The 13,144-nt window shown below is 70.2% G+C and carries 14 protein-coding genes, 1 tRNA gene and 1 other RNA gene; 9 read left to right on the forward strand and 7 right to left on the reverse strand.

Translation table 11 applies throughout. The features are described from left to right. Positions 1-292 precede the first annotated feature (292 nt). From JAV51_RS17420 to JAV51_RS17445, 6 genes are all read right to left on the reverse strand, one after another. Positions 293-883 (reverse strand): uridine kinase, encoded by a 591-nt coding sequence (locus JAV51_RS17420; RefSeq protein ID WP_197321814.1) that lies wholly within the window; start codon positions 881-883, stop codon positions 293-295. Next, positions 873-1,469 (reverse strand): recombination mediator RecR, encoded by a 597-nt coding sequence (gene recR / locus JAV51_RS17425; RefSeq protein ID WP_197321815.1) that lies wholly within the window; start codon positions 1,467-1,469, stop codon positions 873-875. The genes JAV51_RS17420 and recR overlap by 11 nt, the downstream gene beginning before the upstream one ends. Positions 1,470-1,471: 2 nt before the next feature. Beyond that, entirely contained in the window at positions 1,472-1,834 is a 363-nt protein-coding gene (locus JAV51_RS17430) for a YbaB/EbfC family nucleoid-associated protein (protein WP_197321816.1), read from the reverse strand. A gap of 180 nt (positions 1,835-2,014) precedes the next feature. Beyond that, positions 2,015-3,991: a DNA polymerase III subunit gamma and tau gene (locus JAV51_RS17435; RefSeq protein ID WP_197321817.1), complete on the reverse strand. Its 1,977-nt coding sequence runs from the start codon at positions 3,989-3,991 to the stop codon at positions 2,015-2,017. Between the two features lie 130 nt (positions 3,992-4,121). Further along, positions 4,122-4,218, reverse strand: an RNA gene (gene ffs / locus JAV51_RS17440) — signal recognition particle sRNA small type. Between the two features lie 56 nt (positions 4,219-4,274). Continuing rightward, positions 4,275-4,529, reverse strand: a complete 255-nt coding sequence (locus JAV51_RS17445; protein ID WP_197321818.1) for a DUF397 domain-containing protein — start codon at positions 4,527-4,529, stop codon at positions 4,275-4,277. Positions 4,530-4,768: 239 nt separating this feature from the next. On the opposite strand from JAV51_RS17445, the gene JAV51_RS17450 reads away from it, so the two are divergent. After that, positions 4,769-4,957 (forward strand): hypothetical protein, encoded by a 189-nt coding sequence (locus tag JAV51_RS17450; RefSeq protein WP_197321819.1) that lies wholly within the window; start codon positions 4,769-4,771, stop codon positions 4,955-4,957. Positions 4,958-4,974: 17 nt separating this feature from the next. Here JAV51_RS17450 and JAV51_RS17455 read toward each other — a convergent pair whose 3' ends face one another. Beyond that, complete coding sequence (locus tag JAV51_RS17455; RefSeq protein ID WP_197321820.1) at positions 4,975-5,829, reverse strand: helix-turn-helix transcriptional regulator; 855 nt, start codon at positions 5,827-5,829, stop codon at positions 4,975-4,977. A gap of 123 nt (positions 5,830-5,952) precedes the next feature. Here JAV51_RS17455 and gndA point away from each other — a divergent pair, with 123 nt between their 5' ends. The 8 genes from gndA to JAV51_RS17495 all read left to right on the forward strand — a co-directional run bounded on the left by gndA (position 5,953) and on the right by JAV51_RS17495 (position 13,065). Continuing rightward, entirely contained in the window at positions 5,953-7,404 is a 1,452-nt protein-coding gene (gene gndA, locus JAV51_RS17460; protein ID WP_197321821.1) for an NADP-dependent phosphogluconate dehydrogenase, read from the forward strand. 362 nt (positions 7,405-7,766) lie between these two features. Then, positions 7,767-8,486, forward strand: coding sequence for a serine hydrolase (locus JAV51_RS17465; RefSeq protein ID WP_307845915.1), 720 nt, complete (start codon positions 7,767-7,769; stop codon positions 8,484-8,486). Between the two features lie 46 nt (positions 8,487-8,532). Next, positions 8,533-9,084 carry a hypothetical protein gene (locus tag JAV51_RS17470; protein ID WP_197321823.1) on the forward strand — a complete coding sequence of 184 codons (552 nt, stop codon included), beginning with the start codon at positions 8,533-8,535 and terminating at the stop codon, positions 9,082-9,084. 54 nt (positions 9,085-9,138) lie between these two features. Continuing rightward, positions 9,139-9,228: transfer RNA gene (locus JAV51_RS17475), tRNA-Ser, on the forward strand. A 196-nt stretch (positions 9,229-9,424) separates the two neighbouring features. Next, a complete protein-coding gene (locus JAV51_RS17480; protein ID WP_197321824.1) occupies positions 9,425-9,685 on the forward strand; it encodes a hypothetical protein in 261 nt (86 codons plus the stop codon). A gap of 4 nt (positions 9,686-9,689) precedes the next feature. Then, a complete protein-coding gene (locus tag JAV51_RS17485) occupies positions 9,690-9,932 on the forward strand; it encodes a hypothetical protein (RefSeq protein WP_197321825.1) in 243 nt (80 codons plus the stop codon). 9 nt (positions 9,933-9,941) lie between these two features. Further along, positions 9,942-12,704 carry an FtsK/SpoIIIE domain-containing protein gene (locus tag JAV51_RS17490; protein WP_197321826.1) on the forward strand — a complete coding sequence of 921 codons (2,763 nt, stop codon included), beginning with the start codon at positions 9,942-9,944 and terminating at the stop codon, positions 12,702-12,704. Further along, complete coding sequence (locus JAV51_RS17495) at positions 12,697-13,065, forward strand: hypothetical protein (protein ID WP_197321827.1); 369 nt, start codon at positions 12,697-12,699, stop codon at positions 13,063-13,065. Before JAV51_RS17490 ends, JAV51_RS17495 begins: the two co-directional genes overlap by 8 nt. Positions 13,066-13,144: the final 79 nt, after the last annotated feature.

The raw sequence follows: 13,144 nt of genomic DNA on the forward strand, positions 1-13,144 counted from the left end.
GGATCTTGCCGAGAGTGGTCGAGACCTTCTGGGCCTCGCATTTCGCGCCGTCGCGGAGTGTCAGACGCGTGTCACCTGATCGGCGATCATCACTCGAAAGGGTTGCATCCCACAGCTTCGTCACAGTTGGATAACTGCTGACAACCAGGTGACCAGTCGACGGTCGACGTCACGGTGTGTAGCGATACCACTACGAGGAGGCGCCCGTTGCGCGCCGAAGCATCACCGACTCCACGACGATGGGCGTGCGCTTCATGACCGGTGGAGTCGCCAGGAAACCCTGACGTCCTCGTCACGCGCCGACGACCGCCGCACCGTCCTCCGGCTGGACGACGTCGTCGGCGTGGCGACGCGTGTCGTCCACCGCGAACCAGCCGTCCTCGAAGCGCTGCCAGGCTTCGAGGTGTCGTCGACACGACTCGCCGTCCCTGGCCACCGCGCGCTCCAACCGGCGAGCCCGATCGGGGCCCTCCACCCAGCACAACCGCGTCAACCTCAGACGCACCGAGGCCCGCCCCGACGACACCCCTTCCACGACGAGGACATCGGGGACGGGGACCTCCACCACAGCACCCGGACGCGGCAGGCCGCTCGTCCAGTCCCATGCGCGGTAGGAGCCGGGACACCCGGTGGCGAGCCGGTCGAGCACGGCGGCGAGCCTCGGCCACCACGACACGGGGTCGTCCCACGTGGCGAAGTCGTCGGTGCTCACCAGGGCCACCGCGTCCCCTCGGGCTCGTAGCGCCGCGACGAGCCGACGCGCGAACGTCGACTTCCCGGCACCCGACGGCCCGTCGACCGCGACCAGCCGCACGCCGCCGAGCCGAGCGGGTGACCCACGCACCGCGTCGGCCACCCGGTCGGCGACAGGATCAGAGCGCACGCCGACCGGACAACGCCCGGCCGAGAGTGAGTTCGTCGGCGAACTCCAGGTCACCGCCCATCGGCAACCCGGACGCCAGGCGCGTGACCGTCAGCCCCGGGAAGTCCTTCAGCATCCGCACGAGATACGTGGCGGTGGCCTCGCCCTCCGTGTTCGGGTCGGTCGCGATGATCACCTCGGACACCTCGTCGGCGCCGATGCGCGCGAGCAGTTCCTTGATCCGGAGCTGATCCGGCCCCACTCCCGACAACGGATCGAGCGCCCCACCGAGCACGTGGTAGCGCCCCCGGAACTCCCGGGTGCGTTCGACGGCGAGGACGTCCTTGGGCTCCTCCACGACACAGATGACGCTCGTGTCGCGACGCACGTCGGAGCAGATGCGGCAACGCTGGTTCTCCGACACGTTGCCGCACACCTCGCAGAACCGCACGCCCTCCCGGACCTTGCCGAGCACCTCCTGCAGCCGCGCGATGTCGGCCGGGTCGGAGGCCAGCAGGTGGAAGGCGATGCGCTGCGCACTCTTCGGACCGATGCCGGGCAGCCGCCCGAGTTCATCGATCAGATCCTGAACGACGCCTTCGTACACCGTTATCCAGGAAGTCCGAAGCCGCCGAGGTCGGGCATGCCGCCACCGCCGCCGAGTCCACCGGCGAGCGGGCCGAGCTTCTGCTCGGTGAGCCGCTGCGCGTTGCCCATCGCGTCACGCACCGCGGCCACCACGAGGTCGGACAGCGTCTCGGTGTCCGACGGGTCGACCACCTTCGGGTCGATCGTCAGGTTCTTCAGTTCGAGGCTCCCGCTGACCGTGGCCGTGACCAGACCGCCACCCGCGCTCCCGGTCACCTCGGCGTTCGCCAGCTCCTCCTGTGCCGCGACGAGCTGCTCCTGCATCTTCTGCGCCTGCTGGAGGATCTGCTGCATGTCGGGCATTCCGCCGCCGGGTTGCACCATGATGTGGCTTTCCGATCGTCTCGTTGTCGAGTGCTTGTTTCGCTGGCCGAGTCCGCCGCCTGGCGACGTCGTCGCGCCGGTTCCAGCCTAGCCGCAGGCGCCGACGGTGACCGTGCCCTCCGAGTGCCCGCCGCGGGCTTGAAGAGAAGTGCGCCCTGGTCCGCACGGCGGCGTGGCGGGTCAGTCGATGGGCCGGGCGCCGAGGTGTTCGGTGATGAGTCGACGAGCCCGGGTCTCCGGGTCGACCGACTCGGTCTCCTGCTCCGAGGGCTCGGGCGGGTAGGGCTCGTCGTCGGGTTCGGGTGGCAGCGGGATGTCGGGCTCCGACGTCGTGACCCGTGCCCGCGCTCCCTCGCGCGCGGCGGAGTCGGACGGCCGCTGGAAGGTGCGGGCCTTGCCCTGCTCGGGACGTGCCTGTGGTGCTCTGGCCGGGGGCGCGGCACTCGGCTCGTCACCTGCCAACGCACTCGGGTGCACGCACCGCACGCTCCACGTGCCCGACACCACCTGCCCGAGCGCCCGGGCGATGCAGTCGAGGTTGCGCGGCTCCGACAGCCGTCGCACCAGCGGCTGCGCCGGGTGCGTGAGCGTCACCGCGGTGCCCTCGACGCTGTGCACCGTGGCGCCCGTGAGCAACGCCTCCGTGCTCCGACTCTGAGACCGCACGGCCGCGAGCACCTGGGGCCAGTACTGGCGCAGCCCGGCGACGTCGACCGCTCCCGACGCACCTGCGCTCGCCGACCCGGTGTCGGACGTCGGGCGCTCCGGCGCGGGCTGCGCAGTGGGTGCGGGCTGCGCGGTGGGCGAAGGCGCCGGGGCGGCCGCGGTCTCCGCACGCCGCGTCGGGCTCTCGGAGACACTCGCACGCTCGGGGCGTGCCGCCCGCTCCTGCTGCGCCGCCGCGCGCTGCGACGGTCGCTGGTACACGCGCTCGGGCGCGGGCCGGGTCTCCGATTCGGCCGACGGCGCACTCGGCTGCCCGGCGGCGGGGACCCCGGCAGCGAGTCGCCGTTCCATCCGTTCGAGTCGTTGGAGCACGGCTCCGGAGTCGTCGGCGACCTCGGGCAGCAGCATCCGCGAGCACAGCAGTTCGAGCACCAGCCGCGGCGACGTGGCGCCCCGCATCTCCAACAGTCCGTTGTGGAGGATCTCCGCATAACGGGTCAACGTGCCGGGCTGCAACCGCTCGGCCTGCCCGACCATGCGCTCGATCTGTTCCTCGGGCGCGGACACCATGCCGTTGTTCGCCGCCTCCGGCACCGACCGCAGCAGGATCAGGTCGCGGAAGCGATCGAGCAAGTCCGTGGCGAACCGCCGAGGGTCGTGTCCCGCCTCGGCGAGTCGGTCGATGGTGCCGAAGACGTTCGTGGCGTCGTCATTGGCCAGCGCGTCCACCACGGCGTCGATGAGCGCGGAGTCGGTGACCCCGAGCAGGGCCACGGCGCGCTCGTAGGTGACGCCCTCCGGTCCCGCGCCCGCCAGAAGCTGGTCGAGCACAGACTGGGTGTCACGCGCCGATCCGCCACCCGCGCGGATCACCAGCGGGTACACCGCGGGCTCGACGGGCACGCCCTCCGCCGCGACGTTGCGCTCCAGCAACTCCCGCATGGCGCTGGGCGGGATGAGCCGGAACGGGTAGTGGTGCGTCCGCGACCGGATGGTGGTGAGCACCTTGTCGGGCTCGGTGGTGGCGAAGATGAAGATCAGATGCTCGGGCGGCTCCTCCACGATCTTCAGCAGGGCGTTGAAGCCCTGCGGCGTGACCATGTGGGCCTCGTCGATGATGAACACCCGGTAGCGCGACTCCGCGGGCGCGTAGAACGCGCGGTCGCGCAGCTCGCGGGCGTCGTCGACGCCGCCGTGGCTGGCCGCGTCGAGTTCGGTGACGTCCACGCTGCCCGGCCCCTCGGGCGCGAGCGCCCGACACGGTCCGCACTCGCCGCACGGGTCCGGAGTCGGCCCCTTCTCGCAGTTGAGCGAGCGGGCCATGATGCGCGCGCTCGACGTCTTGCCGCAGCCGCGGGGCCCCGAGAAGAGGTAGGCGTGGTTGATGCGGCCGGAAGCCAGCGCGGTGCGCAGCGGTTCGGTGACGTGCTCCTGCCCGACGACCTCGGCGAAGGTCGCCGGCCGATACTTGCGGTACAGCGCTAAAGCCACGACGCGAGCGTACCGGCAGGTCCCGACGCTCGGCCCGTAGCCTGCACGGTCCCGGCAATGGCGTGCCACCGGCCCGGTACCGCCCCACCGCGACGACACGCGCGCCGACGGGAGGAAAAAGGGGGCAGGAAAAGAAGGGGACCCCCGCACCCGTCAGAGCCTGCTTATCCTTGCTGCCTTCCGGCCCTGGGGAGGTTCACAGGGTGGACGCCGCGGGGGTCCACGTTCAGTCTAGGCCACACCGCCGAGGCGGATCGAGCCCGGGTCGCCGCGTCGGCGCGCCTCAGCGTTGCGGCAGGTCGAACTGCCCCGCCTTCACCGCCGTCAAGAACGCCTGCCATTCGGAGTGGCCGAACACGAACACCGGACTCTGCGAAAGCTTGGTGTCGCGAACCCCGACCTTGTCCTCGGCGAGATTCACCTCGACACAATTGCCCCCGTTGGGTTCACTGGCGAAGGACTTGCGCCAGTTTCCTGGGTCGAACAAGCTCACCGCCGTCGACGGGTCATAGTCCCCGTTCCCGGCATAATCGACCATCGCCTACCTCCGAACCCGGTGCGAACGTTCCGCACCCCGTCGTCGCCCTCAGTGACATTTGTCGTCGCAGAGCCCGAAACCCCTCGAACGGATGCGTCCATCCGTGCGACTTTCGACGCCGCGGGTCGACAACACGATTATTAACGATCTAGGATTATTACTAGCGGGTAGGGATCACCACACGCGAGCGGGGTCGATCTCCTGAGAGATCGGCAACAACTCCGGGGGATGGAGCAGGCATGGCCGTACGACTCGACGTGGGACCGCTGGCGAGCCGGTGGAGAAACGAAGAATCAGAAGCCGACACACCCACGCCTCGTCGCAACCGACTCAATCTCAACCTCGTCAAGCTCTCGACCCGGAAGAAGCCCGTGTCTCTCCTGTTCGTGGAGGACCCGCTGGCGCTGCGCTACCTGTGCCGAGCCTAGGGGGCCGCTGACGCGGTTCAGTCGAGGGCCTCGCGATACTCCTGAGCGAGCTGCTTGAGAAACTGGCGGGTCTCCTGTCGCTCCAGGGCCGCGCCCCGCAGCCGGTCCCACGAGTCGACGAAGATCTGGAAGTCCTTGATGTCGTCGAGGTAGAGCCCGCCGGCGGAGTGCTCGATGTAGACGAAGTCCCGGGTGCGGTCGGGGAACCTCATAATCGTGAAGTCGTTGGGCACCGAGGCCAGCTTGGCGTCGAACGGCAGGACGTGCACGTACACGCGCTGCCGCTGGTCCAGCTCCAGCATGTGCTCGATCTGGTCGAGCATCACCGCCGGAGCGTGTCCACCCGGGGCTCGCCGCAACGCGGCCTCGCTGATGATGAACCGGTAGTAGGGCGGCTGCTGCTGGTCGAACACGGCCTTGCGGTCGAGCCGGTTGCGCACCAATGCCGTGATGTCCGTGGCCCCGAACTCGGTGAACTGCTTGAGCATGTAGTGCTCGGACTGCAGCGGGCCGGGAATGCGCTCGCAGTGCCACGTCATGATCTCGGCCGCGGCCGGTTCCAGGTCCGTGAAGGTGCGGAACCAGTGCGGCACCACGGAGCGGTAGCCGGACCACCGACCTCGCTGCCCCGCGGCCGATCTGGCCATGTCGATCAAGGTCTCGGCCTCGTCGCCAGTCACGCCGTACGCCTCCAACATCCTGCGCACGTCGCCGAGCTTCGCGCCGACCGCGCCTGACTCGATCTTGTTGACCTTCCCCTGCGTGCAGCCCAGAACCTCGGCGACCTGCTGCTGGGTCATTCCGGCAGACCTGCGCGCATGCCGAAGCTCGTTACCGAGCTGTTTGCGACGGGAAGTGACGGTGCTGGCCATGGCGCGATGACGTTACCGCGTTCAACCGCCCGAGTGAAATCACCTCACCGGCTGGCTTTCGACTCACCCGATGGCCACGCTGCGCGACCGTCGCGAGAGGCCCGGCGCGCGTAATGTCGAGCCATGACCTCGCAGACGGGCAGAGCAAGCATCGGCGTCACCGGGCTCGCGGTCATGGGCCGCAACCTCGCGCGCAACCTCGCTCGGCACGGGCACACGGTCGCCCTGCACAACCGGACGGAGCAGCGCACACGGGACCTCGTCGAGCAGTTCGGCTCCGAGGGCGACTTCGTCCCCACCTACTCCGCGCAGGAGTTCGTGCGGGCACTGGAACGCCCCCGCAAGCTCGTCGTCATGGTCAAGGCGGGCGCACCCACCGACGCGGTCATCGACGAGTTCGTGCCGTTGCTCGAACCGGGTGACATCGTCATCGACGCGGGCAACGCGCACTTCGCCGACACGCGACGTCGGGAGGCGGCGCTGCGCGAGCGCGGCCTGCACTTCGTGGGCACGGGCGTGTCCGGCGGCGAGGAAGGAGCCCTGCACGGGCCGAGCATCATGCCGGGCGGCTCGGCGGAGTCGTACGAGTCGCTGGGGCCGCTGCTGGAGGACATCTCCGCCAAGGTGGACGGCGCGCCGTGCTGCACCCACATCGGCCCCGACGGCGCGGGTCACTTCGTGAAGATGGTGCACAACGGCATCGAGTACTCCGACATGCAGCTCATCGCCGAGTCGTTCGACCTGCTGCGGGGTGCGCTCGGGTACGAGCCGCCCCGGATCGCCGACATCTTCCGCACCTGGAACACGGGCAGGCTCGACTCCTACCTGATCGAGATCACCGCGGAGGTCCTCGCGCACACCGACCCGGCGACCGGCAGGCCGTTCGTCGACGTCGTCGCCGACGAGGCCGAGCAGAAGGGCACCGGGCGCTGGACCGTCCAGAACGGACTCGAACTGGGGGTGCCGATCACGGGCATCGCCGAAGCCACCTTCGCGCGTTCGCTTTCCGGTCACACGGACCTGCGGCGTGCCGCCCGTGGCCTCGCCGGACCCACCCGCGACTCCTCGGTGAGAGCGAACGTGCCCGAAAGCTTCGCCGACGACGTCGAGCACGCGCTGTACGCGTCCAAGGTCGTCGCGTACGCGCAGGGCTTCCACCAGATCCAGGCGGGCAGCGCCGAGTACGACTGGAACATCGACCTGGCGTCCGTGGCCGCCATCTGGCGCGGCGGCTGCATCATCCGCGCGACGTTCCTCGACGACATCCGCGCCGCCTACCGTGCGGAACCGACGTTGCCCACGCTGTTGACCAGCGGCGAGTTCCGCGCCGCGGTCGAGGACGCGCAGGACGCGTGGCGGTCGGTGGTGAGCACCGCCGTCCGGCTGGGCATCCCGACGCCCGGGTTCTCCACGGCACTGGCCTACTACGACGCACTCCGCGCGGACCGGCTCCCCGCGTCGTTGATCCAGGGGCAACGCGATTACTTCGGCGCTCACACCTATCGCCGGGTCGACCGCGACGGCAGCTTCCACACCACCTGGGCCGCCGACCCTCGCGAGGAACACGAGGTCTGATCGACGGGCCAGGACGCACGCCTCGGTCGTTGCCATGCGCCGCTTCCGCGCGCACCCTGGGGCATGTGGCTTGAGTCACACACGTTCGGGTGGGCGGCCCACCCGATGACCCACGGACGACACCGAGCATGTCGACGCGCGAGCCGGGATTTCGCCGGCTTCTGAGACTCGCCGCCATCGCCGTCGTCGGCGTGACGGCTCCGGTGGCGGCCTGCGCCGTCGACACCGCATCCCAGACACCGCCGTCCCAGACACCGACGTCCCCGACGCAGCCTCCCTCGACGGCTCCGTCCCCGACACCATCCCCGGCGCCATCCTCGGCATCTCCGCTCTCACCGGCTCCGGTCGCCGAAGCCCCGGCGGTGCCGGTCGCGTCCGTGCCGGACGAGGTCGTCCACGAGCACGGCTTCGAGGACGTGGGCTTGGTGGTCGTCGACCGCGCCCGCCCGGGTGTCGTGCTGACCCACGCCCCGCACGCGATCTTCACGTCCGCGTCGCTGGTGAAGCTGCTCCTGGCGTTCGAGGCCCTGGACCGCGGTGAGCCCGCGTCCGACGTGCACACCATGCTCGCCACGAGCCACGACCCGCTAGCGAGTCGGCTCTGGGTCCGCTACGACGGCCCGAGGCTCGTCACGTCCTGGGCGCAACGACTCGACCTGCGCCACACCGTCCCGCCCGAGCGGCCCGCCATGTGGGGCGACACGCTCACCACGGCGGCGGACACGGTGGCCGTCTACGACCACCTGCTACGCGACGCGCCTCCCCGCACCCGAGACGTGGTGCTCTCCGCACTACAGGCGTCCACGCCTCGGGGGCACGACGGCTTCGACCAGCGCTTCGGCATCCCCGACGCCGCCCTGCGGCACGGCCTGTCGTTCGCGGTGAAGCAAGGGTGGGCGTGCTGCACCGACCACCGCGTCCTGCACACGACCGGGGTCGTCGGCGAGGGTGCCGAGCCGGACCGCTGGCTCGTCGCCGTCCTCACCCGCAGCCCCCGTTCGGTCGACTACACCACCGCGTCGGCGAACGTCACCGAGTTCGTCACGGAGGTGCTCGGGACGGCCGGCGTGCGTCACGGCTGACCCGATCGCACCGGTTCGCGGCCGCCGCCCGGGGTAATCCGGTGCCATGTTGTCTTCCATCGCGCGCGGCGCCGCGGCGGGTGCCGCCGGAACCACCGCCCTGCACGCCGCGACCTACCTGGACATGACACTGCGCGGACGGCCGTCGAGCAGCACGCCCCAGCAGACCGTGGACAAGCTCAGCGAGGCCGCTGGGACGAAGATCCCCGGCGACGCCGAACAACAGGAGAGCCGCAAGTCCGGCCTCGGCGCGTTGCTCGGCATGGTCACGGGAACCACCGTGGGGGTCGGCTACGGACTTCTGCACGGCCTGGGCTGGCGTCCGCCGGTGCTGGTCGGCGGGGTCGTCGCGACGGTCGCGGCGATGGTCGGTTCGAACGCTCCCATGGCGGCGCTGGGGGTGAGCGACCCACGGACGTGGAGCACGTCGGACTGGCTCAGCGACGTACTGCCGCACCTGGCGTACGGGCTCGCGACGGCGGCCACCTTCGCCCTGACGGAGGACGACCGGCGCGCACGTCGGCTGCGGAAGCGGATGCGCAAGGCGGTGCGCGCCAACACGAGCACGAAGAACAACGTCCTGTCCCTGACGTCCTGAGCCGGGCCGTGCCCGCGACGAGCAGCCGATCGCGCGCCTGCTACCCTCTTCCGCGGAGGATTGGCCGAGCGGCCTAAGGCGCACGATTGGAAATCGTGTTGGGTGTAACAGCCCTCACGGGTTCGAATCCCGTATCCTCCGCCAGCATCACGACGCCGGGTCCTTCGCCACGAGGGGCCCGGCGTTCGTCGTCCGTACCGGCCTTCGTCCGGAGTCCTCGCACGCGCCTGATCAGCGCACTTCGAATCCCCCACCTACCTGCTGTGCGTTGTCGATCACTCACGCTAAGTTGGATGCGGCGTGACAGAACCCAACCCGACTTCGCTCGAAGGAGCTCGCCATGCCCGGTGTGGACGAGATTCGCGCAGGTATCGCCCTGGCGAACGAGAAGGCCTCGGCCAGCATCGCCGCTCTGGAACAGGCCGCTCAGTCACTCCAGGAGGCGCAGCAGTCCCTGGCGCAGGCCACCGCCGGCAGCACGCAGGAGGAGATCAGCCAGGCACACGGCCTCCTCGCGGAGGCGTTGCAGGCGGTGACGGGCACGCAGAGCACCATCCTCGCGTGCATCTCCTCCGCCGAGAGCTACTCGGCTCGGCTCTAGTCCCATGCTGGAGCAGGTACGGCACCTCCTCGCGGGGACGCTCGACTCGCTTGTCGACGCCCACGCCCACAGCACCAAGGCGAGACAGCTACTCGACGACTACCGCCGTGTGGTCGTCGAGGTACAGGCGAAGGCCGAACCGTGGCTGCCCGTCGAGTTGGACAGGGCCGTGGAGCAGATCGACGCCAACCACGCGCGGCTCGACACCGTGCGGGGCCTGCTCACGGAGTACGAGTCGAGATTGTGAAGTGTGCCCATGGGACGCAAGGTCGTCGAGCAGCGCGCGCGGGTGACCAACGCGCTGGAGGCGCTGCGCCACCAGATCGGGCTCGCCCTCGGGGCCGCCCGTAACGCCCACTCCGACGCCGAGCTGGAACTCACCAAGCTGAAGCTCGAAAAGCTGGTGTTGTCGGTGGGGCTCGACAACGTCGCCACCGACCCGAGACTGGCCGAGTACCGGGGCGATCCGGCGATGACGTCGGTGCTGTCGTGGCTGGAGAGCGTCCGTAGCCGCTTCTACGCCGACTGGGCGGACGGTCCCGACGAGTTGCGCCGGGTGGTCGCCTCGGCCGCGCCGGGTCCGGCGGGGCGACCGCCGAGCGAGTGGCTCGGCAGGCTCGGCACCGACGAGGGCCCGACCTCGCCCGGACTGTGGCGGATCGGCGAGGCCACAGTGGACGGTTCCAGCGTCGGCCGCGCCCCGGGGACGACCCTGTCGTTCGACGTCGCCGTGCCCTTGCTCGACGAGTCGCACCTGTCGATCACGTCGGCGCCGAAGACGCGCGCCACGGTCGACGCGCTCGTGGAGAACCTGCTCATGCGCGTGCTGAGCACGTTCGCGCCGGGCGCGGTGAAGGTGCACCTCTGGGACATCGGCCAGCTCACGGCCGTGCTGCCCAACTTCTACGCGCTGAGCCGGACCAGCGCCGTCACCGTGCACGACCCCACGCGGCTGGTCGACCTGCTCGACGAACTCGCCGGGCACATCCGCCGCATCCACACGCAGACGTTGCAGGCGGGCTACGCGTCGTTGCGCGCGATGCGGGAGGCCACCGGCAAACGCGTCGAGCCGTGGCGGATCGCCGTGCTCTACGGCAACGGGGAGGACCTCGCACCCGAGCATCTGCGCGACCTCAGGCGGGTCGCCAGCGGCGCGCTCGCCGCGGGGATCTCGTTGGTGCTCGTGGACGTTCCCACCGTCCTGGGCGGCTCGGTGGAGACGATCAGCCTGCTCGACGACCGGCGGGCGATCACGTCGATGACCGGTTCCGGCGTCGAGATCCGACTCGACCCGCCGCTGCCGGGCGGGCAGGTGGCCAACGCAGCGGCGCGGATCGCCGAGGCCATCGTCACGCGGCAGGGCGGCCCACGATCGTTCGCCGACCTACTGCCGACGGAGTACGGGCAGGAGTGTTCCGCCCGCGAACTGCGCACCCCGGTCGGTTTCCACGAGGGCGAACCCGTCGAGGTCGTGATCGGCGACGCCACCCCCCACGCCCTCATCGGCGGGCCGAGCGGATCGGGCAAGACGAACTTCCTGTACGCGCTGCTGGGTGGGCTCGCGGCCCGGTACTCCCCCGACGAACTGGCGCTGTACCTGCTGGACTTCAAGGAAGGCGTCTCGTTCGCCGGGCTGGCGCCCGGGAAGAAGGACGAGAGCTGGTTGCCGCACGCCCGGCTGGTGGGTGTCAACGTCAACACCGACCGCGAGTTCGGCGTTGCGCTGCTGCGGTTCCTCTCCGACGAGATGCGGCGCAGATCGGCGGCGGCCAAGGAGTTCGAGGTCACCAACATCGCGGAGCTGCGCGAGGCCGACCCCACCGGGCACTGGCCGCGGATCGTCGCCGTGATCGACGAGTTCCAGTACCTGTTCGCCGAACGCGACTCGGTGACGGCCATGGCCACGTCGCTGCTGGAGGACCTGGCGAGGCGGGGCCGCTCCCAGGGCATCCATTTGATCCTGGCCAGCCAGGACATCGCGGGCATCGACGCCTTCTGGGGCAAGCCCGCCGTGTTCGAGCAGTGCACGTTGCGCATCGCCATGCCGAAGGCCCGCCGCGTGCTGGCGGAGTCGAACCAGGCGGCGGTGTCCGCACCTCGCTGGCACGCCGTGATCAACCACGAGTCCGGCGTCGCGCACGGCAACCAACTCGCCCACATTCCCGACGCCAGCACGAAGAACACGTTCCCGGTGTTGCAGCGGCAGTTGTGGCAGCGGTACGCCACGCACGGACGACCGAGGCTCTTCGACGGTGCCGTCGCGCCCCGGCTCGACGAGCTGACCGCGTTCACCTCGCTCACGCCCGGCAGCAACCGCCCGAAGGCGCTGGTGGGGCAGTCGATCGAGGTCGCCGACAACGCCCACGGAGTGGAGCTGCCCGCCGCGCCCGGACGCAACCTCGCTGTCCTCGGCAGCAGCACCACGGAGGCGCTCTCCGTGCTCGACGCCGCGACCCGCTCGTTGGCCCGGCAGTACGAGCCGGGGACGGCGGAGTTCGTGCTGGGGTGTGCGGTGGACCGGTGTCTGGGCGACGTGCGGGCTCTGGCGGACGAGCTGGCTTCACTGGGACACAAGGCTCCCGTCGTGACGGCCGACGAGTTCCCGGAGCTGATCGCGCAGCGTGCCACCGAACTGTCCGAGTCGGCGGGCGACCGGTTCCTCGTCCTGTACGGGGTCGACGCGGTGCTCCCCGCACTGGAACGCAAGGAGCCGGGCAAACCGAGCGGTCTGGACCAGTTGCGGATCCTGTTGAAGCAGGGGCCGCCGAAGGGCCTCCATGTGCTGGGCTGGTGGCGTGGCGTGGCCCGGCTGAAGGACACCCTGGGCTTCGGCGGCACCGAGGACATCGGGGCCTGGGTCGCACTCGACGTCCAGGGCAACGAACTCGCGGCGTTCTGCGCGGGCCAGGTCGTGCACTGGGCGCCGCGTGCCGGGCGCGCACTGTTCTTCGACCGCAGCACGCACGCGAGCCCGGAGGTCACCGTCCCGTTCCATCGTCCGGAGGCCGACCATGCCTGACGAGCCGACCGCCGCCGTTCGCTACAAGGAGATCATGAGCGGCGCCCGCCGCTCCGCCGACGAGGTGCGCGAGTGGGAACGGCGCCGGGTCGAGGAGTTGGAGTCGCAGATCGCCGGGGCGCAGGACCGGCTCGACCGCGTCGCCGAGCAGGAGGTCGCCGTCCAGGAGCGCACCCACCGCTGGTGGCGCATGGCGTGCGACAACGTGGACCGGTTGTCGTGGATCGAACCCGGGGACCCGCCCAACGCCAGTCCCGTGGCCCGCAGCGAGCACCTCGACCAGTACCTCGAAGAGATCCGCACGTCCTACCGCGAGCTCACCAAGGCGGTCGCCGCACTGGGCTGGCGCGCCCGCCGCTGAGGCGTGGCGGGCACACGGCACGACGGACGGTGTGGGCGGGCGGTGACACACCCACACCGTCCGTCCACACGGGACTGTT

This window comes from Saccharomonospora sp. NB11, assembly GCF_015910535.1.
Taxonomy (GTDB): domain Bacteria; phylum Actinomycetota; class Actinomycetes; order Mycobacteriales; family Pseudonocardiaceae; genus Saccharomonospora.